This window comes from Enterococcus sp. R12, from assembly GCF_058135755.1.
This window is the reverse complement of the sequence record NZ_CM176874.1, coordinates 483,860-504,182: the sequence shown is the minus strand read 5'-3', so window position 1 is coordinate 504,182 and position 20,323 is coordinate 483,860. Positions and strand designations below refer to the sequence as shown.

The following is a 20,323-nucleotide window of genomic DNA, read 5'->3' as shown; positions in this document are numbered from 1 at the left end:
GCAGGCCCCCTTTCATTAATAAAGAGAAGGAACTTTTTTGCCCAAGTCCCTTCTCTCGTTAGGACTATTCGGTTTCAGATTTCACCCTTTTTTCCATATTCGCAATGCCTTCTTTTGGTGTTTCATCCCCTACAAGAATCAAGTCATGTTCTTCTTGCAAGATTTTGTCGATCGCTGGTCCATTTTCATCGACAGGAAACTCGATCGCGACGGTTTCTGGATTGAAGGCTTTTTTCGATACTTCATCGGCGGGCATGCCTTCACGGGAGAAGTAAAGTTCATCAATGGCGTCAGTCTTATACGAAGGAACGACACCGACTTCTGCTAATACTTTGGCGCCTTCTTCACCAGAACAAAAGTCTAAGAATTTTTGTGCAGCTTCTTGATGTTTTGAATTTTTATTGATGGCAAAAGCAGTCGGAGAACCAAATGTCGTTACTTCCCCTTTTTCATTTTGCGGCATTTCCGCAATGCCCCACTCAACATCTGTCTTGCCATCGTCGATATTGGTCATCAACGCTCCCATATACCAAGTTCCCATGTACATCATGGCTGCTTTTTCATTTTCAAATTGTGATTGATACGTAACTTTCGTTGATTTTGCTGTCCCAAAGTCCATTTGCGCTTTTTCGTCTTGCATCCGCAATGCACGATCATAGTACGCTTCCAAGTAGTCGTATTGAGGATCGATCAAGTTGGCGCCATTTTGGGCAGCTGCAATCGCTTGGGTAGTGGAACGCCACGTGTGTTGATACGCACCATAAATTTGTTCGTCTGGTTTTGTTAGCTGCTTGGCAAGCTCCTCATATTCGTCCCAGGTGATGTTTGATGGGTAGTCTAAACCTGCCTCATCGAACATTTTTTTGTTATAATACAAGACCCAAAAATCCGTCCGATACGGTTGTGCATAGGTTTTGCCTTCTACGTCATACATGTCATAGCTTTCTTGCGCTGGGGCAATATCCAATGATCCGATATGGTCGGTGAGATCCACCAATTGGTCCCGCAACGCATAATTAGAGTAAGAAAGTAAATTTTTCATGGTCAAAATATCTGTCGTATCTCCTGAAGAGAGCATCGTCGTCAGTTTGGTATCATAATCATCTGAAGCAATATCGACAGGTTCAACGGTAATGCCCGGATTCGCTTCTTCAAAGGCACGGAATAGTTTTTCGAATTCAGGTGTCGTATCGTAATTCCAAGTGGTTACGGTCAATTTGATGTCGCCATCTTCAGAAGCAGCGGAATCATCTGTCGCTCCGCCTCCACACGCTGCCAAGGCTGCGATTGTCCCAAACATCGTTGCTGCTAATAAACCTTTTTTCAAAAAGTGCATGTTCATTCCTCCATTAAACATTTTTTTAAAGGGTCGCCCCTAAAACTACCAATAGGAATACCAACTTTGTGACACCCGCATCAGCGCTTCCATATAATAATAATCGCCCCAGATCATGCATTCATCGACCCCTTTGAGGGAATTCTTGTCATAAACCCCATGCATCAAAAGTCCGTTTGATTCGGGATGGTCGATCGTTGTATAGTTTTGGGCTAACGACGCCAAGATCGCCAAGGCGTTTTCCTGATAGGCGGCTTGGTTTGGCTGCGTGATCGGTAAATGTTTCGCCAGTTCTAGCAAGCCACAGACTGCGATGGCGGCGGCCGAACTATCCCTTTCTTCCTGACTACCATCGTTAAACACTAAATCCCAATAACTGACCTTGTCCGCCGGTAATTCAGCAATAAAGTAATCCGCAAGGTCTTGAGCAGTCTTCAAGAAACTGGTATCACCGGTGTAAAGGTAACTCAGCGTAAATCCGTAGATTCCCCACGCTTGCCCTCTCGCCCAGCAGGAATCATCGGCATAGCCTTGTTGGGTATTGCCGCCGATCGCCGCTCCAGTTTCAACGTCGAAGTAATAGGTGTGGTACGTCGTGGCGTTGTCTCGCACGATGTATTTCTGGGTCTGCTTGGCATGAGCATAGGCTGCTTGTTTGTAGGATTCATCCCCCGTCATTTGGGAAGCAAAATACAATAGCGGCAAATTCATCAAGCAATCAATAATGATGCGCCCCCGTTGTTGCGGATCATCGAGATTGCCCCACGCTTGAATGATCTGGGCTTTGGGTGAGTAACGGGCCATCAATAGATCGGCGGCGGCAATCGCGAGTTTTTTCGAAGTTTCCCGTCCGTTCACTCGATAGTCGGCAATCGCAGTCAAACTATACAAAAACCCGATATCATGGGTTTCTAGTCCAATTCTTTGGTCCAATCGTTCTTGGAAAGAGTGCAGTTGTTTTTCGATGGTTTCATCAAATTCTGTTGATCCCGTCAGTTCTTTACTCAAAAACAACATGCCAGTCCAAAAACTCGCCGTCCAATCATGGTTGGCTTCTGGTCGATAGACAAGCTGTTCACTTGCTGCCGGTGGGACCAACGTGTCAAAGGTCTTAGTATTCTTTCTTACTTGATTAACGGTGAAGTCGATTTGCTCGGCTACCCATTGTGATAGCTGTACGTCATAGCTGGTTTCCATTTTTTCCTCCTATTCGCTCAACCTGGATCATATGTCCGGATTGATTGATCGTAATGTTGTTTGTTGTCACTTCGACGGTCACTGCTTGTTCTTGTTCTTGTGGAAGCAAGCCGGTGACGAGGGAAACGAACAGGTGCTTTCCCGCTTGTCGTTGAGCAGTTAGATACGGCAGCCACGTTGCAGGATACAAGAGGTTCGTATTTGGCTCCGTTCGTAGGACATCGCTCGTTTCATAGCCAGCGATCGCCTCGATTTTCGAATAGCCGATCGATGTTCGTACCGCAGCGCTGCGTGCGTTTTTTTCAGTGATGGCAGTAGGCTCTTTCGGTGATGAAAACCCACCTTCATAGAAAGAAAGGGCGCGCTGAGAATTGATCTCATGAATGCGAAGGTGACTGCCTATCAGTGGAATGATTGTTGTTTTTATCTGGACGTCTTCCCATGGATTCCATTCATGAATGATCCGATCAGGTAAAAGCTGATACTGGCGATCCAATCCTTTAGTGCGAAAGTAATGGTCATCTTCTGATAAAGCCAACGTATTGTCATAATTTCCTTCATAAAACCAATAATTGCTTTTGGGCACGCTATTGCCAAACGTCGTTGAGTAGACAAATTTGCTATATTTGCTGCTGGCATGACTTTGATAGTTGATAAATTGTCCTGCAGGAAACATCAAGGCATGCGTCAAGTCTTGATTGTGTTGATAAAAGTTCTTACTGATGGGATGAGCCAGTGTTCTTTCAGTGATCGCTAATGGCGTCGGGGTGGCTTGCCAATAGGGATGCTCCTTTGGTACCGCTAACAAAAGAAAGGTTTTTAACGCCCAATAAGGTGAACCTGGTGCATTGTAGCCTTCGGCAAAGATCAGATTCTGGTACGAATAGCCGACCGTCAGTATCCCTTCGGAAGTAAAAATGTCTTGCTGCATCCACTGATGCAGGTGACGACTGATCAACCCTTTGATCTCTCCCCATGGCAATGCTTCAACATCCGCAAAAACCAATGCGCTGAAGAAAGAAACTTGCGCAAAGCGATACGTCAAACTTCGACCAAATGGAACGGCAGCTCCACCTGCTGCAAACCAATGCTTGAAGGTTTGAGCAAACTCGGTGGCTCGTTGTTTGAACTTCCTTCCCCTTTCAAGATCCTCAGGGACAAATCGACAGTACAGAAGACTATAGTAGTGGATCGCAAAAGATACATAGTAATCGATTTGAGTGGCTACTCCGTCACAGTACCATCCTTCCCCTAAATAAAAGGTCTCGATCAATGCCAAGTCAGCATCGATCTTTTCTTGGGAAAAGCTGCGGCCACAACGCTTCATGGCTACATTGACGAGAACCCGAAAGAAATGCCAATTGTTTGCGGGAATTTCTCGTTGATTGACTTGGATCAGCCACGCATGGAGATTATCTTTTTGGCGTTGGGATAAAACATCCCACGTTTTTTCCTTGTTTAATAATAAAAAGGTACTTAGCGAAGCCATCTCCACGATTCGTTGGTCGAAGTCTTCCACAACACCCCAATAATCGGGACTCTCTGGATCTGTACCAGCAATAATTCCTGAGAGATAGGTTTCCATGAATGAATCTTCTTGCTGGGTTAGATAAGGCGCGAGTCCCCAAAGCGGTCGCAAGAACGCTTCAAGTTCCTGTACCTCTTTCTCATAGACAGTCCCATGGCTGCCTAAAGCCAAATGACCGGGACGACTGCTTGCAAAAGCGGGTTTGAGTTGGTCCATGATCGTTTTGAAGCCGGCTGCTACATCTTCATAACTTTCAAATTTATTTTTTTTCAATTGCTGCAGCTTCTGTGATTGCATCCGCATCCTTCCTTTCAATCAATGTCGCTTTAATAAAACCATAATATTCTCCGTAGACCGTCACCACATCTTGCAGTTTCAGTTGTTGACTTTGTTCATTGAATACTTGGTACTGTCCAGCCGCTGTTTCTAGAATAAATCGATCCCCTTTCTCAATGTCTGCTGTTTTCGCATCACTCTTTACGATGGTGCCAGATAGCTTCACGAATTCATGCAACGGGACGACACCTTGCGAAAAATCTTCGTCAGAATAACAAAGCGCTCGTTCTTTTAATTGCTTTTCGCTGCTTTGGGAAAATGCTTGCGTCTGCGTTGCTTCATTTGGAGAACAAGCAGTCAACCCTATAAGTAGACCCAGGATAAATAACGAATTAATCCACTTCATTCATGCCACCCTCATTTTTAAAACGCTTTCTTCATTTCAAATCATACTTTTTTTTAGGAAAATAATCAATAGTTTTTCCTAAAAAAAGTAAAATTTTTACTTGAGGGCAATTTCTCTCTTGGTTTTTTTACTAAAAAGAAATATACTGAAGAGGAGAAGCATTGGAGGAGGGATTCTATGGCTACGATTACCGACATAGCGACCATAGCTGAGGTATCAATATCAACCGTATCACGGGTTCTGAACTACGATCCTAGTCTTTCAGTGACCGAAGAAACCAAACGAAAGATTTTCGAGGCAGCTGAAAAACTAAATTATACGAAATACAAAAACAAGCAAAAGCAGCGTGAACTACCAGTGGATGTACCAAAAAAACACAACAAATCGATTGGGATCGTTCAGTGGCGGATGGATGATGAAGAATTGGAAGACATTTACTATATGTCGATTCGTTTGGGTGTGGAAAAACGAGCCGCCGAACTGGGTTGCGATCTGTTAAAAATCTCCAACCTTGATGAGTCAGTGATCCAGTCCGTCGACGGCTTACTGGCGATCGGCAAGTTTACAGAAGAGCGGGTCAAAAAACTCCATGAGCTACACCCCAACCTCTGTGTGATTGGCAGTAACTTTCCCCTGGATGACTACGATTCTGTCAATACCGATTTTACGCAAGCAACGGAGTTGGCTCTTTCTCACTTGATGGGACTTGGTCATCAAAAAATCGCCTTTATCGGCGCCGAGGAAAGTCAAAATATGTATGGGTATCGGCGGTACAAAACGCCAACGGTCAACACCTATGTCGATATGATGCAGCATTATCAGCTGTTTGATGAGGATTATTTCATCGTGAAAGAAAATAGTCGGTTGGATGTCCAAACGGGGGAAGAATTAACGGAGCAGGCTTTGGCTTTGTGGCAAGACCGCTTGCCGACTGCGATTTTGGCAGCCAATGATGCCTTTGCGATCGGGGTCATCCATACGTTAACGGCTCATGGAATCAAGATTCCTGAAGACATCAGTGTTATGGGCATCAACGATATTTCGGTGTCCCGCTATGTCTCTCCACCCCTTTCTTCAGTCCAAGCATTTACTGAAGAGATGGGTGAAACGGGGTTAGAGCTACTCTATAACCGCATCGAAAATCCTGGGATCGCCAGACGCATCTTTTTAAGTACCCAGCTGGTGATTCGTCAATCTACCGCAAAACCAAAAGAAGGCTGAGAAGCTGCGGTGTCTTCTTGCATTGATCAATGTCATTGCAAGGAAGCACCGCATCCTTCTCACCCTTTTTTTATTTTAATGGTCGTTTTGATTTCCCCTGTCTGCTCAAGCGCGTATTCGGCTTGAATCAAATACGCTTGTGCCTGTACACCATGGTGATCTTGATAAGTGACTGGCTGTATTTGGATCTTATCACTGGTAAAACCAAGAACACAGCGTGCTTTTTTTGTCATTAGTTGAACGGTCTTATCTTGCACCATTGGTGGTATGTTCGTAATAAAGTTTTCCACCACCAGATTCTTTGGTTGGTGCTCGTCAAAGACAAAATGGTCTTCGATCGTTACTTGTTGCTGCGAGACAACGAAGCGCCGCTGGTATTCAGTGACCGCTGCTTTCGGATAGAACGCACTGAGGTCTAAGTCAAATTGCTGGTCATCGACCTGGAGCACCGTTGCTTCCTCGGCTGTTGGGCGTTGGGTGTGCTGGTTGATGATCGGCAGCGAATGACTGATTGCGGCTGCGGGAAAGTAGTGATAACGCGTGTTCTCGTCAAAATACTCTTTGGTGTATTCCCCTGCACCAAGGTCCGTCAGAAACAACTCCTCTGTCGTTCCTAATACAAAATGACCGACATCGAGATGATTGTGGCTTTCTTGATTGCTCCCCCCTTTGGCAGCAAAAAAGAGATCCTGCTGCACATCTTTTGCCATGAACCACTGCGCTTGTTCAAAATAGTGATGAAACGAGGCATTCGTTTCTCGTGTGATCGCCTCGTTATGCCAATACAAATTTCGATAGCTATGGGCAAACCGGTAGCAAGGATCAAAATCTAACGGACTGACCCCCGATAATTGGGGAACCGCCACGCCTAAATGCTCGTAGCAATAACTGACCAAGCCACTAGGCAGTTCGATCGCCGAATAATCAGAAAAAGGAATGTAATGGCCTGGAGAAATCATCGTGTAGTAAGGAAAAGCAGCAATTTTTCTGGTTTTAGGCTGCTTAAGGTAGGTATCTTCTTGCAATACTTCTGCCAACAATTGTGCATAATACAAAAAATAACCAAACCCATACGCCCAGTATCCGACACCTTCCACACAAGCCCCATCTTCGCCAAAGCTGTTGAGGTAGCTTTGCATTGCAGTATCCAATCGTTTGATCATCCGCAATTGTCGCTCGCTTTTTTTCGGCAATACATAGAGCGCCGTCATTCCAAGACAGCCACCAATAACTGCGGACCAATTGTTCTCTTTTGTCTCCCACTCCCAGGTTTGCTCCTCGAAGGGTAAAAAAAGCCGTTGATCGATCTCATACAACACTCGCTCTGTGATGACTGGTGAAAGGTCTCCCCCAACCAACATAAACAACTCTGCTAAGGATTGCCCAGTTTCAGCTGCAAAAAGATCGACTGTGTGGCGCGCTTGCGAAGAAAACTGGCCATCGACAATCGGCAGATGCGCTGGCAGACACCATGTATATTCATTGCAGATTTCCCAAATCACTTGCTCCAGCAGCACTTTGATAGCTGCCTTACGCTCCATTTCATAAGCAAGTCCTAAAACCACCAACATCCGTCGGCGGGCAAAATAATGGGATTCGAAGACAACACGATTCCCCGATTCGAGATACTCTTGATAGCCTTGATAAGGCAAATAGGGAACCTCACCAGTGTCAAGGCACGCCTGTGCTGCCTGTAAAATTTCTTCTTTTACATCTGCTGGATTCACGCGTTTTCCTCCTGGATAGAGCGTCCGAAGACTTCGATTTGGGTCAACGCTGGAAATGGTGAGGGATCGTCATTTTGGATCAGCTCATGCAATTTCACCCAAGTGACCGTTCGCGGCTGGAAAGAAAACCGTTGAGGCTGGCTGCTTTTGACCGTCTGCAAGATTTCTTGACTGCCATCGGAAAACGCCAACGTGACTTGTTGCCAATAGCTATCATGGGGAAAATCCGCCCGTAACGTAAGCGCACATTGGTCGATGCGGACCTCATGACCAAAGTCGATCGTCAAAGCGGCATCTGCTTGTTGATTGATCCCCCATGAGCCATAGGGATAATTGCCATGAGACGTATTGGCAAAAATGCCATCAATAGCGTTACAAGCGAAAAACGTCGCATCATCTCTTGTTTCAACATTGGCATGGGCATGCGGATAGGCACCCAAGAATTCTTTTTGATCATGAGGGTTTAAGGCGACATTGCGGTAAGCCGCTAGTTCTTCTTTTGTTGCTACCCGCACACTCAAATAATGGCTTTTCCCAGCAAAACGGCCTTCTGGCGCGGCTTCTTTGGCATTTTCACTAAGATGTACGGGGTAGATCCACTCGTTGCCTTTGATGTACACCAAAGTAGTCGCCAGCGTTTCATCGAGTGTGACCCACACAAATTGTCCACTGCGTGAGAGTGAGACAACGATTTTATCTCCGTCCTCGTAACCATACTCTTGGGATGCCAACGTGACAAAGTCTTCCGCCGTCGCTTGAAGAAGGGTAGGTTCACTTTCAGGTGTTCGTTTGCCTTTTTTTACTTGATGCTTTTGGTCATAAATCGTTAAGGAAATCTGGGTCATTGCATGTAGCTCCTCTCGTATTTTCTCCATTATAGCGATGTCGACAAAAAAATGTAACTGTTTCCAGCGATTTTTTACTATTTTTTTACTTAAAATCGAAAAATGTAACAGTTTCCATTTCTTTATTTTACTAAATAAAGTAAAATAACAAATAAAAGGAGCTGTTTACATGAGAAACTTCCAAGAAGCATTAAGTAAGAACCCTCTTCGAACCAAAACCGATCTAGAAGAGGCCCTTGTTGATCTGGTCACTCCCGTATACGAATGTATGGCACAACAAGGAACTCCCGGAAGGGTCCACCTAGGAAATTCAGGAGCTGTGTATACTCAGGAAAAGAGTGACATCGAAGGCTTTTTACGGACACTCTGGGGATTGGGCCCATTGTTCAGCCAAGAAGAAGCGTGTCTTCGTTACCCAAAACTTTTTCAACAAGCCAATGCCGGGATCGTTGCAGGCACCACCCCGACCTCTCAGGAGTACTGGGGAAAACTGCATGACTACGACCAATTGTTTGTGGAAATGGGTGCCCTTGCCAGCTATTTGATTTTTACCAAACCCATCTTTTGGGATCTCCTCACACCAAGAGAGCAAACAAATCTCTTTGATTGGCTCAATCAGATCAATCAGCACACGATCCCTAAAACCAATTGGCTCTTCTTTCGGATTTTAGTTAATACCTTCTTTGAAATGGCAGCATTGCCTTTTTTAGAAACCACCCTTTTGGCTGATCAAGAAGAGATCGAGAGGTATTACTTAGCAGACGGCTGGTATTTTGATGGCTATGAAAACCAAATCGACTATTATATTCCTTTTGGGATGCAATACTACGGACTCCTTTACAGTGTTCTTACTTGTCGTTCCCAATGCCCGTATCAGTTTAGCTATCGTCAAAGAGCCGCTACGTTTGCGCAATCCTTTAAGCAGTGGTTCACGAAAACCGGTGCGGCATTGCCTTTTGGTCGTAGTCTAACGTATCGGTTTGCGCAATCAAGTTTCTTTGCTGTCGGTGCTTTCGCCAATATAGAATATGAAGGCTTCACAAAAAATGAAGGAAAATATTTACTGTTACAAAACATGCGTTACTGGTTTCGCCAACCAATCTTTACGCAAGAAGGCTTTTTAAGTATTGGCTATGCCTACCCCAACCTAAATATGGCTGAAGGCTATAACGCACCAGGATCGCCTTATTGGGCTTTCAAAAATTTCTGTGTATTGGCCATCCCAGCGGATGCTGAATTTTGGACGCTTGAGGAGCAGGTGCCAACCTTTGCCACACCGGTGCGCAATCCGCATAGTCGGATGCTTTTGGTGCATAACCAAGAAGGCACAGAATTGCAAGCTTTCACTGCGGGGCAACATTCCCACGAACATGCTCACGGGAATGCCAAATACGAAAAGTTTGTCTATTCGACAACGTTTGGGTTTAGCGTACCGAAAGCAACCGTTTTATTGAAACAAGGTGCCTATGATAATACATTGGCGATCTCAGAGGGGCAGACGGATTTCAAAACAGCTTTTGGTTACGAAGCCTTTGCGATTGAAGATGACTACGTCTATAGTCGCTGGCGTCCCTACGAGCAGGTCGTCATCGAAACCTTTGTGATTCCGATGTATCCTTGGCATCTGCGTTACCATCGGATTCAAACGGATCGAAGGTTGCAACTGGTCAATGGCAGCTTTGCAGCACCAGCTGATGGTGCTGCGCTTTCTAGCAAAGAAGGCATCTTTTATCAAAGCTCGGTTGGCTGTGTCGGTATCAAAAGCTTCCCGACGCATCAAGAAGGTACCCTCTTGATGCCAGAACCCAACACGAATCTACTTTATAGTCGAACAGTCATCCCTCAAATAAGCAAAACCGTTCTCGCCGGACAACAGGAATGGCTCGTTGCGTGTTTAGGCAATGCCTTTTCTGATCAGATTCCACCCTTTGATTTCACTATCACAGCGGACAAAGTAGCAATGAGCCAAGGAGATCAGAGAAAAACCATTCAGCTTAGCTACTAGCAAAAAATTACTGGCAAATGCTAGTAGAAAAGCTACCGAAAACACCTTTCTGATTTACGGGATTGAAGAATGTCCCCCCAGAAGTTCGATTTCAGTCTAAGGTTTCAGCGTCGGTACCTTCTGATCCCTCCGTTTCTATTGGCAAAAAGCAAAAAAATACTTGTACCACAAAACGGTGCTTCACGTATTGTGAAGTGCCGTTTTTTTGGTACAAGTGATCCATGTTTTGATCGACGATTAGTGCTTATTTCCCAAAAAGCTTTTGGAGAAACCCTTTTTTCTCAGGGACTTCCTTTGTTTCAGTCACCTGAAGCGGTCCAGTTTCCTTCACGACTTGCTGAAAGCCACGATTGTCTTGCAGCAACAGACCGTTTAGTTCCAGGATCCCAGACAGACTGCCAATCATCCGCCGCACTTCTCCCGCACTTTTGCCGAAAAAGCGCTGGTCGTCATTTGCTTCGGCTTCTTCCAAAATAACCAGCAGCTGCTGGATGCTTTGATTTTGTTCACCTAAGACGTACGACAACTGGTCAACTTCCGCTGCTGTAGTTGCCGCTGACGGTACTAAATCCGTTACGAGCTTTAAGCTATCTAAATAATCCTTTAAGTCAAAAATGAACGTTTGTGCCGCTTCATTGTTCATTAATTGGCTTTGACTCAATTTTCTTTGTAGCGCTTCCAATTCGTTTGAACGTTTAGAAAGTTCGCTTACGATCGTTTCTGTATCCATATGCCACCTCCTAATGACATTGTCCCGTTTTCTCTTTCATCCGTCAAGAATTCGTCGGACTTTTTTCAGCGTTTTTACCGATCAGACCTGCCGATTGCTCCTGTTGGTACTTTGACGGTGCGCAGCCATAGCGCTTCGCAAAGAGCCGATTAAAATGGTTGATGTTTTGGAACCCTGATTGAAACGCCGCCTCTCGAATCGTCAGTGTTTCGTTGCTGCGTAAATAAAAAAACTTTTGAAACCGAGCTTGCAATAAATCTTCTTTGGGCGTGGTATGAAAAAACTGTTGATAGAGCTTATAGAATTGGCTTTTACCGATGGAAAGCTCTCGGCTAAACTGGTAAAAATCCCATTGCTGTTCGCAATTGACTAACATTTTCAACCGCATCGCTTGAAACAGTTGATAGTGTTCGTTTTGTGGTTGCGGGATGCTTTCTTCAAAATTGCGTTCAAGTAAGACCAATAGATTTGTCATATACGCCGCGATCAATTCTTCCGTGTGTCGTTGCGGCAACAAGGATTCATGATTGATCTTTTGGATCAATTTGTTGATTTGTTGAATATTTTTCGGCTGGAACAGTTGGTTACAAGGGATCGCATAGGTTTCTTCGATCACCTGATCCGTTTGAAACTCAACAAAGCTATTAAAAAAATCTTCTTTGCCACGATAATCTTGATAGACGGTTGGAGGAAAAAGAATGCAGCTACCTTTTTCACTAGTTTCTTGATGACCATCTTCAAAAGTGAAAACCATTGGAGACAACGTCAACACGAAAAGATAATGCTTTAAGCCAGAGGGGCGATAAATATGATCGGAAACAGCATTGTGCATTTGAAATCCTGAATAGGTTACGTTCAACTTCTCACTCCTTCCTCCTTGCCTTTAGTATAAAGAAAACGGACAAAACGTCAATAGAATAAGACAGAATGTAGTGTTTATTTTCATGGACTACCGCTACAATGAAGGAAAAGAAAGGGGTTGCAAAATTGAAGAAAACTACGATGTATTTAGACAAACACTTTATTTTGGCACCAGTCGACGAACGGATCTACGGCTCTTTTGTGGAGCACTTAGGGCGCTGTGTGTACGAAGGGATCTATCAACCAGAAAGTCCTTTTGCCGATGAGCAAGGCTTTCGTCAAGATGTCGCTGCCTTGATCAAGCAGTTGAATGTGCCGATCGTCCGTTACCCAGGAGGCAATTTCGTCTCTGGGTATAAATGGGAAGATAGCGTCGGCCCTAAAGAGCAACGGCCCGCAAAAATCGATTTGGCCTGGCGGGTAATCGAAAGCAATCAGTTCGGCTTAAACGAATTTATGGATTGGACCAAGCAAGTCAATACGGCACCGATGATGGCGATCAATCTTGGGACACGAGGAATCGAAGCAGCGAAAAACTTGATCGAATATACCAATTTAAAAGGCGGCAGCTATTATAGTGACCTCCGTCGTGCCCATGGGGTGGCCGATCCTCATGACATCAAACTTTGGTGTCTAGGCAATGAAATGGACGGTCCTTGGCAAGAAGGACATAAGACAGCCGATGAATATGGCCGTCTCGCAGAAGAAGCTGGCAAAGCGATGCGTTTGGTGGACCCAACGATCGAAACCGTCGCTTGTGGTAGTTCTTCTCTCACGATGCCGACCTTTGGCATGTGGGAAGATACAGTATTAAGTCATTGTTACGATCAAGTCGACTACATTTCCATGCACCAATATTATGGCAACCGTAACGGCGATAGCCAAGATTATCTAGCAAGCAATGTCGCAATGGATCAGTTCATCAGTCAAGTTGCAGCAATCTGTGATGCAGTGAAAGCCAAACGCCGAAGCAAGAAGACGATCAATATTTCCTTCGACGAATGGAACGTCTGGTATCACTCAAATGAACAGGATCAAAAAATTGAACCTTGGAGTCAACACCCACCACAATTAGAAGACGTCTATCACTTTGAAGATGCGTTACTCGTCGCAAGCATGATGATCACAATGCTTCATCACGCAGATCGCGTTAAAATCGCCTGCATGGCACAGCTGGTCAACGTGATCGCACCGATCATGACTTCCGATACTGCCGCTTGGAAACAAACGATTTTTTATCCCTATGAAATGATCAGCAACTACGGTCGCGGTCACGTGTTGCATAGCATCCTTCGAGGGGCTGATTTCGATAGCAGCCACGGAAAAGCTTCTTATGTGGATGCCATTGCGATCGAAAACGAAGATGACTATTTGACCTTTTTCTTAGTAAATAAGGATTTGCAGGATGCCAATGAATTCACTTGCGACTTGCGTCAATATGATTCATTGCAAATCGCTACCCATCAAGTCTTGCACCACCCAGACTTGCATGCCGTCAATACCGAAGCAACCCCGAACAACGTTGTGCCCGTCAATGGAAAAACAGCGGAATTGAATGACGGCATTTTGCGTGTCGTCTTGGAAAAACAAAGCTTCCAGATGCTACGCTTGAAGAAAAACGTCAGCAAGTAACGAGCGTATCTGTTTTAGCAAAAAAAAGCAGCAGCCTTGGTGACATCCTGAAAAAACGAGACTTTTACGGAGTGGAGAAATCCACTCCTTTTTTATGATCCACCCTGTTCACTTGCTATTTTTCGCATTCTTAACTGATCTGTGCAAAAAGGCGGCAACTGTCGGCTTACTTTTCCAAAAAAAGAGACGACAAAAGAACACCCTGCGGCAGCTAAGATACCGCAGGGTGTTCTTGATTCATTGTTTAGCCGTTATAGGCATCAACGATGATTTGTTTCAATTCAGAGATTAGTGGTTCTTTTGGATTTGCTGTTGTACATTGGTCTTCGTAAGCCAATTCAGCCATGCGATCAACTGTTGTATCTAGTGTTTGTTGAGTGACGCCTTGCGCTTTCAAGCTCATGTCGATACCAACAGATTGTCCTAATTCGTAAACAGCTGTTGCCAATGCTTCAACCAATTCAGCCGTTGTTTTGCCTTTAAGGCCTAAGAATTTCGCAATGTCTGCGTAATCTGTATCGGCACGGAAGAAGTCATATTTAGGGAACATTGCATGTTTTTGTGGGTCTTTGGCATTGTAACGGATAATGTGCGGTAAAAGAATCGCATTTGTACGTCCGTGAGGAATACCATATTCACCACCGATTTTGTGGGCTACTGAGTGACAAATACCTAGGAATGCATTGGCGAAGGCCATACCTGCCATTGTTGAGGCATTATGCATTTTTTCGCGAGATTCCATATCAGGTGTTTTCACTGATTTTTCTAAGTAGTCAAAGACTAACTTGATTGCTTGTAAGCTCAATCCACGAGTGTAATCAGATGCCATTACTGACACATAAGATTCGATCGCATGAGTCAAAACGTCCATTCCAGTGTCTGCTGTAACAGAAGCAGGTACTGACATTACGAATTGAGGGTCAACGATTGCAACATCTGGTGTCAATGCGTAATCAGCTAATGGGTACTTCACGTGTGTTTCACTGTCAGTGATAACCGCAAATGGGGTTACTTCAGAACCAGTACCAGACGTTGTTGGGATACAAACGAATTGCGTTTTTTCTGGTTTGTCGATCTTGTATGTCCGTTTACGGATATCTAAGAATTTTTGTTTCGCGCCGAAGAATGAAGTATCTGGGTGCTCATAGAACATCCACATGCCTTTGGCAGCATCCATTGCTGATCCACCACCAAGGGCGATCACTGTATCTGGTTTGAAATCAACCATCATTTTTGTTCCAGCGTAAACGGTGTTTGTTGATGGGTTTGGTTCTACGTCAGAGAAGACTTCGATTTTCACGTCATTTTTACGACGAGCAAGTACTTCACGAACCGTATCGCAATAGCCGAATTGAACCATACCAGGGTCACAAACGATCATGACACGTTCAACGTTTTCCATTTTCTCCAAGTACATTAGAGAGTTCTTTTCAAAGAAGATTTTTGGTGGCAATTTAAACCATTGCATATTATTTCTCCGTTTCGCTACAGTTTTCACGTTGATCAAGTTCACAGCAGAAACATTTCGTGATACAGAGTTTTTCCCGTATGAACCACAACCAAGTGTCAATGATGGAATCATTTCGTTGTAGATATTTCCGATACCACCTTCTGCAGATGGTGTATTAACTAAGATACGGCAAGCTTTCATGCGTAGGCCGAATGCTAATTGCAAGTCTTCGTTTTCAGTGTGGATCACCGCTGTATGGCCTAATCCGCCTAAATCAAGCATTGCTTCACATTTTTCGAACGCGTCTTCCGTGTTGTTTGCTTTGATCATTGCTAAAACTGGAGAAAGTTTTTCTCTTGATAGTGGGTAATCAGCACCGACACCGTCAAGTTCAGCGATCAATAATTTTGTTCCTTCTGGTACGTTGATGCCTGCTAATTTCGCGATTTCCATTGCTGAATGTCCAACGATTGCTGGATTTACGGCATATTTTCCTTCGTTCATCACGGCATCTTCAAGTTTTTGTAATTCTTTTGCTTTTACAACATAGACTTGATGTGCTTCAAATTCTGCTTTCACAGAGGCATAGACTTCTTTATCAACGATCACTGCTTGTTCAGAGGCACAGATCATTCCGTTATCAAAAGTTTTTGATACGATCAAGTCATTGACTGCTCGTTTCACTTTCGCTGTTTTTTCGATATATGCAGGTACGTTCCCTGGTCCAACACCTAATGCAGGTTTACCAGTTGAGTATGCTGCTTTGACCATGCCAGCGCCACCAGTTGCTAATACGATCGCAATTCCTGGGTGGTTCATCAATAAACCAGTCGCTTCAATTGATGGATGTTCGATCCATTGCACACAGTTTTCAGGTGCCCCAGCAGCGATGGCTGCATCACGAACGATACGTGCAGCTTCTGCTGAACATTTTTGTGCAGATGGGTGAAAAGCAAAAACGATCGGGTTACGTGTTTTCAAAGCGATCATTGCTTTAAAGATCGTTGTAGATGTTGGGTTGGTTGTTGGTGTTACCCCACAAACGACACCAACTGGTTCAGCGATTTCGATCAAGCCCTTTTGTTTGTCTTCATTGATCACGCCGACTGTTTTGTCATGTTTGATACTGTTCCAAATATATTCTGAAGCGTACATGTTTTTGATCGCTTTATCTTCATAGATACCACGGCCAGTTTCTTCTACTGCCATTTTAGCTAAAGGCATGTGTTTGTCTAATGCTGCCATTGCCATTTCATGAACAATGTGGTCCACTTTTTCTTGATCAAAGCTTTCCATTTCTTTTAACGCCACATTTGCCTTCGTTGCTAAATCGTCGATCATTGCTTGTACGTCGATTGTCACTTCTTTTTCCAATGTCTTAGCCATTGTATGTCCTCCTAGTTTTTAAACATGTTTTGTTTGTTAACTACTTCACATACAGATCATACAACATCTTTTTTCGTTTGTAAATAGTTTTTGTGATTTTTTTCACAGTTTATTTTATTTTCTGGTATTTAACCGTTTACAAAGCCTTTTCAAGAAAAGAAGTGGACAAAATTTTCGATTTTTATTAAGAAAAATGTCATGTGTTTGATTGAACAATCTATAAATTACACTGGATTACTGCTCACATTTAGAAACGATCTCTTCCCTCTAGTATTTTACATTGCTCAAAGTGACCTTTGAGGTCAAAAAAACGACCAGCCAGCGCTGATCGTCTTTCTCTTTAAAACAAATCTTCTTGGTCTGCTTCTGTTAGAGGCTTTCTGTGGGCAAGCTGGGAAACAACGTGCGCCATCTTTTTGTAGGAATCATTCAATCCGATTCCACCTTTTTTCGGCATCTTCAAGATATAGATGTCTTTGGCATAGATTGCCACTGCTGGGTTTTCCTCTGACATCGCTGCAGCCCCTGGAATTCCTTGCGCATTGAATACTTTCGTCAATCCTGCTGCCATTTCGCCAAAATTAGGATAATGCATCGCAGGTCCGCAAAGAACGGCATCGGCGGCAAATTTTTTAGCAAACCCCACAAATTTTTTGTTCACTTCTTCTTGATGCTCGTGATAATATTGGTCACCACAATAAAGCGTTGCAACGATTTGTGCGTCTTGCTCTTGAAAAAGTGGATTCAAGGTTCGACCTGGACCAAGGGCAGCTTTTTTGCCGCTTGGCGGCAACTGAGCATTTTCATCACTTCCCATCCCTGCAGTGACATGATTGAGAATCAAAATTATTTTTTTCATGAGCGGTGCCTCTTTTCTTATAGATCATCAAAATCGAAATCATCAAAATTGATTTCCTCTTCTTCTTGTTCAACGGCATCCGCTTCTTCTTTTAGATATTGATTATCTAAGACTTTGATAAACGGATAATAAATAGCCATTCCTAAGAGGATCAACAAGACTTGTAAAACAGACGCCTGCCAACCACTGACTAAGAAACCAGAAATAATCGGTGGCGTGGTCCATGGCAGTTGAATTCCATTGGTATAGTTGACTAACCCAAGATCCATACAGAAGTATGAGATAATAATATTGATCGTTGGTACTAAAGCAAAAGGAATCAGCAGAACTGGATTCAAGACGATCGGTAACCCAAAGATGATGGGTTCATTGATCCCGAAAATACCTGGGATCAACGATAACTGTGATAGTTTTTTGACCCGTTGACTTTTACAGACTAAGATCATGACTAAAATCAAAGATAATGTCGAACCGCCCCCACCAAAGGTCGCGAACATGTCTTGAAATTGACCGGTGATGATGTTAGGGATTTCTGCGCCATTCTTGAAAGCATCTAAGTTTTCAATAGATAATGCCCGTAAGATAGGGTTGAAGACAGCGCCGACCACACTGGAACCATTGATCCCAAAGAACCAGAAAAAATGCAAAAATAGGTAGGCTATGATCATGGCACCTAAAGTATTTCCTAAACTTAACAATGGTGTCTGTAAGAACTTAAAGAGTATCTCTTGCAGATTGCCATAAGATGTCAAGTTGGCTAACCAGTTGGCGATCATAAAAACCGTCACGATCACAAAGCTGGGAATCAATGCCTCAAAGGATTTCACCACGGTTGGGGGAACACCGTCAGGCATTTTGATCGTCCACCCTTTACGTAATAACGCAACGAACATTCTGGTGGAAATCAAGGCAACGACCATCCCTAAGAACAAACCGCTAGAACCCATCCATCGTAATGGCAGGCTGCCAACTTCATATACTTCCGTAGAGCCTTCTGGTGTGAAAACGGTCGTAAATGGTGTCACGATAAAAAAAGAAACGAGTGAAATAATGGCTGCTTGCATGGCATCAACTTTAAACTGTTTTGCCAAACTATACCCGATCCCACCAACGGCTAAAATCGTCATAATGTCAAAGCTGGCTGTTGCTGGCATATTCAACATCGTTGCCCAGTTGTCTCCCAGCAAACTGCTCATCATCTCGTTCCAATTTGGAATCGGAAAATTGGTCAAGACTAAAAAGAGTGAACCCACGATCAACAACGGTGTGGATAATAAGAAACCATCACGAATCGCAATCAAGTATTTGTTTTCACCGATCGTCTTTGCCATCGGTGTTAACACTTTTTCTAACCAGTTTAAAAATTTCTGCATTTTTCTTCCTCCCATCTGCGTGCTATCTGGCAGATAACACGTAGTCCCCTGTTACTCCAACACTTTTATTACTTTGCTTTGGCTTTTTTGATCAAGCTTAAGGCATCTTTCAACGCTCGTTCGCCATCCATCATGCCGTATGCTTCTGTCGCGATCGTGCCGACTGGAATCCCCATTGGCTCGAACGTTGCTTTCATTTTGCTATCTAAGTGTCGTACTTGTGGACCTAACAAAATAGCGACTGGTTTTTCTTGTTCGACTTTTTCTTCTGCATGGATCGCAGGGAATGCTTCGATCGTCAAAGGCATGTTGTGCTTTTTGACGACTTCCATCATTTTATTGACCATGATACTCGTTGACATTCCAGCTTCACAAAACAAATAGATTTTTTCGTTGCCATATCCATTCCTCCAATGTTTGTTTTTCTCAATCGCGGTTGTTAGACCGGCGCTTTGATTCGTTTTTCATAAGCCTCCAACCATTCTTTCGTGATGGGTTCGATCACGGTTGTCTGCTCAGGTCCTGGCGTTGCCATAAAAATAGCAGGCTCTTGATTGGTGGTTGCGACACTAAAGGTAAATTCTACATTGGTTGCCACCCCCCAGCGACCCTGTTTATCTAAGGCGATCAGCGAGAAGGCGCCGGCTTTGCCGTAGCGCTTCTTCAATCGCGCTTCAAAGTCGTAAACGGCTTGATCACATGCTTCTTGCGGTGCTAGCCCTTCTCCCATCAAACGGACGATCTCGTAGGAAAGGCAGCCTTTCATCAAGTCTTCCCCTAACCCTGTGGCAGCGGCACCGCCGATTTCACTATCCACATAAAAACCAGATCCAGATAAAGGTGAATCGCCAACACGACCGCTTTTTTTCATAAATAAACCAGAACTAGAGGTTCCTGCTGCCATGCTTTGGTGTTCATCCAGCGCAACTACTCCCACTGTATCGTGGCCGTCATAGGGATCGAGGTTGTTGGCAGCGATCTCTGCTTTGCGCTTTTCCCAAATGGTTTTGGCTCGCGGTGTCAGCATCTCTTTGGGCTGGAATCCTTCGGCAAGCGCATAAGCAACCGCTCCTTGGCCGATCCGAAAACTATTGAATTTTTCCTCACTTAGGCGGCGTGCCACGGAAATAGGATTTCCCACATCGACGATCCCTGCAACGGCACCAATTTTGAAGGTATCACCATCCATAAAGGCAGCGTCCATTTCCAACACGCCTTCTTCGTTGGGCAGCCCGCCATACCCCACCGATTTATAAAATGGATAATCTTCCACTGCTTTAATGGCTGTTTCTACTGCATCTTGGCAGGAGCCTTGTTGTTCTAATATTGCTTTAGCAGCGAGCACGCCATCGTGTGCCATCCGCCATGTAGCAATCATTCCCCACATAACTATCCCTCCATTTTTCATAGCGCTTTCAAGTATATTCTATACGGTATATACTACTATGTCTATACTAAAAAAAGAGTTTCTCAAAAAAATTGGAAAAACTC

At 44.1% G+C, this 20,323-nt stretch carries 16 protein-coding genes; 3 read left to right on the top strand and 13 right to left on the bottom strand.

Annotated elements, in window-relative coordinates; genetic code table 11:
* Positions 1 to 64: 64 nt before the first annotated feature.
* From ACTW1R_RS02345 to ACTW1R_RS02330, 4 genes are read right to left on the bottom strand one after another with little or no spacing between them, the layout of a single operon-like run.
* Positions 65 to 1,336, bottom strand: coding sequence for an ABC transporter substrate-binding protein (locus ACTW1R_RS02345; RefSeq protein WP_034857867.1), 1,272 nt, complete (start codon positions 1,334 to 1,336; stop codon positions 65 to 67).
* Positions 1,337 to 1,381: 45 nt separating this feature from the next.
* Entirely contained in the window at positions 1,382 to 2,533 is a 1,152-nt protein-coding gene (locus tag ACTW1R_RS02340) for a glycoside hydrolase family 88 protein (RefSeq protein WP_087626862.1), read from the bottom strand.
* Complete coding sequence (locus ACTW1R_RS02335) at positions 2,517 to 4,358, bottom strand: DUF2264 domain-containing protein (RefSeq protein ID WP_271814310.1); 1,842 nt, start codon at positions 4,356 to 4,358, stop codon at positions 2,517 to 2,519. Before ACTW1R_RS02335 ends, ACTW1R_RS02340 begins: the two co-directional genes overlap by 17 nt.
* Positions 4,321 to 4,743, bottom strand: coding sequence for a hypothetical protein (locus ACTW1R_RS02330; protein ID WP_087626860.1), 423 nt, complete (start codon positions 4,741 to 4,743; stop codon positions 4,321 to 4,323). The genes ACTW1R_RS02335 and ACTW1R_RS02330 overlap by 38 nt, the downstream gene beginning before the upstream one ends.
* A gap of 177 nt (positions 4,744 to 4,920) precedes the next feature.
* Here ACTW1R_RS02330 and ACTW1R_RS02325 point away from each other — a divergent pair, with 177 nt between their 5' ends.
* Positions 4,921 to 5,964 carry a LacI family DNA-binding transcriptional regulator gene (locus ACTW1R_RS02325; RefSeq protein ID WP_005232137.1) on the top strand — a complete coding sequence of 348 codons (1,044 nt, stop codon included), beginning with the start codon at positions 4,921 to 4,923 and terminating at the stop codon, positions 5,962 to 5,964.
* Between the two features lie 59 nt (positions 5,965 to 6,023).
* Here the strand turns inward: ACTW1R_RS02325 and ACTW1R_RS02320 are convergent, their stop codons facing one another.
* Both ACTW1R_RS02320 and ACTW1R_RS02315 read right to left on the bottom strand, forming a co-directional pair.
* Entirely contained in the window at positions 6,024 to 7,691 is a 1,668-nt protein-coding gene (locus ACTW1R_RS02320) for a heparinase II/III family protein (RefSeq protein ID WP_271814306.1), read from the bottom strand.
* On the bottom strand, positions 7,688 to 8,536 hold the full coding sequence (locus ACTW1R_RS02315) for a hypothetical protein (protein ID WP_060792614.1): 849 nt from the start codon (positions 8,534 to 8,536) through the stop codon (positions 7,688 to 7,690). The genes ACTW1R_RS02320 and ACTW1R_RS02315 overlap by 4 nt, the downstream gene beginning before the upstream one ends.
* Positions 8,537 to 8,705: 169 nt before the next feature.
* Here ACTW1R_RS02315 and ACTW1R_RS02310 point away from each other — a divergent pair, with 169 nt between their 5' ends.
* Positions 8,706 to 10,541 carry a DUF2264 domain-containing protein gene (locus ACTW1R_RS02310; RefSeq protein ID WP_311903391.1) on the top strand — a complete coding sequence of 612 codons (1,836 nt, stop codon included), beginning with the start codon at positions 8,706 to 8,708 and terminating at the stop codon, positions 10,539 to 10,541.
* A 244-nt stretch (positions 10,542 to 10,785) separates the two neighbouring features.
* On the opposite strand, the gene ACTW1R_RS02305 is transcribed toward ACTW1R_RS02310, so the two are convergent.
* The gene (locus ACTW1R_RS02305; RefSeq protein WP_271814300.1) at positions 10,786 to 11,271 is read right to left on the bottom strand and encodes a hypothetical protein; all 486 of its coding nucleotides are present in this window, start codon (positions 11,269 to 11,271) and stop codon (positions 10,786 to 10,788) included.
* A gap of 43 nt (positions 11,272 to 11,314) precedes the next feature.
* Positions 11,315 to 12,130, bottom strand: coding sequence for an AraC family transcriptional regulator (locus ACTW1R_RS02300; protein ID WP_271814297.1), 816 nt, complete (start codon positions 12,128 to 12,130; stop codon positions 11,315 to 11,317).
* 101 nt (positions 12,131 to 12,231) lie between these two features.
* Here ACTW1R_RS02300 and arfA point away from each other — a divergent pair, with 101 nt between their 5' ends.
* Positions 12,232 to 13,764: an arabinosylfuranosidase ArfA gene (gene arfA / locus ACTW1R_RS02295; RefSeq protein ID WP_077453702.1), complete on the top strand. Its 1,533-nt coding sequence runs from the start codon at positions 12,232 to 12,234 to the stop codon at positions 13,762 to 13,764.
* 244 nt (positions 13,765 to 14,008) lie between these two features.
* Here arfA and adhE read toward each other — a convergent pair whose 3' ends face one another.
* The 5 genes from adhE to ACTW1R_RS02270 all read right to left on the bottom strand — a co-directional run bounded on the left by adhE (position 14,009) and on the right by ACTW1R_RS02270 (position 20,219).
* A complete protein-coding gene (gene adhE / locus ACTW1R_RS02290) occupies positions 14,009 to 16,600 on the bottom strand; it encodes a bifunctional acetaldehyde-CoA/alcohol dehydrogenase (RefSeq protein ID WP_010748754.1) in 2,592 nt (863 codons plus the stop codon).
* 340 nt (positions 16,601 to 16,940) lie between these two features.
* Positions 16,941 to 17,459, bottom strand: coding sequence for a GrdB-related putative oxidoreductase (locus ACTW1R_RS02285; protein WP_271814295.1), 519 nt, complete (start codon positions 17,457 to 17,459; stop codon positions 16,941 to 16,943).
* Between the two features lie 17 nt (positions 17,460 to 17,476).
* Complete coding sequence (gene celB / locus ACTW1R_RS02280) at positions 17,477 to 18,832, bottom strand: PTS cellobiose transporter subunit IIC (RefSeq protein ID WP_005227350.1); 1,356 nt, start codon at positions 18,830 to 18,832, stop codon at positions 17,477 to 17,479.
* Between the two features lie 68 nt (positions 18,833 to 18,900).
* Positions 18,901 to 19,194, bottom strand: a complete 294-nt coding sequence (locus ACTW1R_RS02275; protein ID WP_489927383.1) for a PTS sugar transporter subunit IIB — start codon at positions 19,192 to 19,194, stop codon at positions 18,901 to 18,903.
* Positions 19,195 to 19,271: 77 nt separating this feature from the next.
* The gene (locus tag ACTW1R_RS02270; protein WP_271814294.1) at positions 19,272 to 20,219 is read right to left on the bottom strand and encodes a glycosylasparaginase; all 948 of its coding nucleotides are present in this window, start codon (positions 20,217 to 20,219) and stop codon (positions 19,272 to 19,274) included.
* Positions 20,220 to 20,323 lie beyond the last annotated feature (104 nt).

Bases quoted from the DNA above. Each gene is read 5' to 3' on its own strand.
- ACTW1R_RS02345 (WP_034857867.1), bottom strand. From the start codon at position 1,336: ATGCACTTTTTGAAAAAAGGTTTATTAGCAGCAACGATGTTTGGGACA.
- ACTW1R_RS02340 (WP_087626862.1), bottom strand. From the start codon at position 2,533: ATGGAAACCAGCTATGACGTACAGCTATCACAATGGGTAGCCGAGCAA.
- ACTW1R_RS02335 (WP_271814310.1), bottom strand. From the start codon at position 4,358: ATGCAATCACAGAAGCTGCAGCAATTGAAAAAAAATAAATTTGAAAGT.
- ACTW1R_RS02330 (WP_087626860.1), bottom strand. From the start codon at position 4,743: ATGAAGTGGATTAATTCGTTATTTATCCTGGGTCTACTTATAGGGTTG.
- ACTW1R_RS02325 (WP_005232137.1), top strand. From the start codon at position 4,921: ATGGCTACGATTACCGACATAGCGACCATAGCTGAGGTATCAATATCA.
- ACTW1R_RS02315 (WP_060792614.1), bottom strand. From the start codon at position 8,536: ATGACCCAGATTTCCTTAACGATTTATGACCAAAAGCATCAAGTAAAA.
- ACTW1R_RS02310 (WP_311903391.1), top strand. From the start codon at position 8,706: ATGAGAAACTTCCAAGAAGCATTAAGTAAGAACCCTCTTCGAACCAAA.
- ACTW1R_RS02305 (WP_271814300.1), bottom strand. From the start codon at position 11,271: ATGGATACAGAAACGATCGTAAGCGAACTTTCTAAACGTTCAAACGAA.
- arfA (WP_077453702.1), top strand. From the start codon at position 12,232: ATGAAGGAAAAGAAAGGGGTTGCAAAATTGAAGAAAACTACGATGTAT.
- adhE (WP_010748754.1), bottom strand. From the start codon at position 16,600: ATGGCTAAGACATTGGAAAAAGAAGTGACAATCGACGTACAAGCAATG.
- ACTW1R_RS02285 (WP_271814295.1), bottom strand. From the start codon at position 17,459: ATGAAAAAAATAATTTTGATTCTCAATCATGTCACTGCAGGGATGGGA.
- celB (WP_005227350.1), bottom strand. From the start codon at position 18,832: ATGCAGAAATTTTTAAACTGGTTAGAAAAAGTGTTAACACCGATGGCA.
- ACTW1R_RS02275 (WP_489927383.1), bottom strand. From the start codon at position 19,194: ATGTCAACGAGTATCATGGTCAATAAAATGATGGAAGTCGTCAAAAAG.
- ACTW1R_RS02270 (WP_271814294.1), bottom strand. From the start codon at position 20,219: ATGTGGGGAATGATTGCTACATGGCGGATGGCACACGATGGCGTGCTC.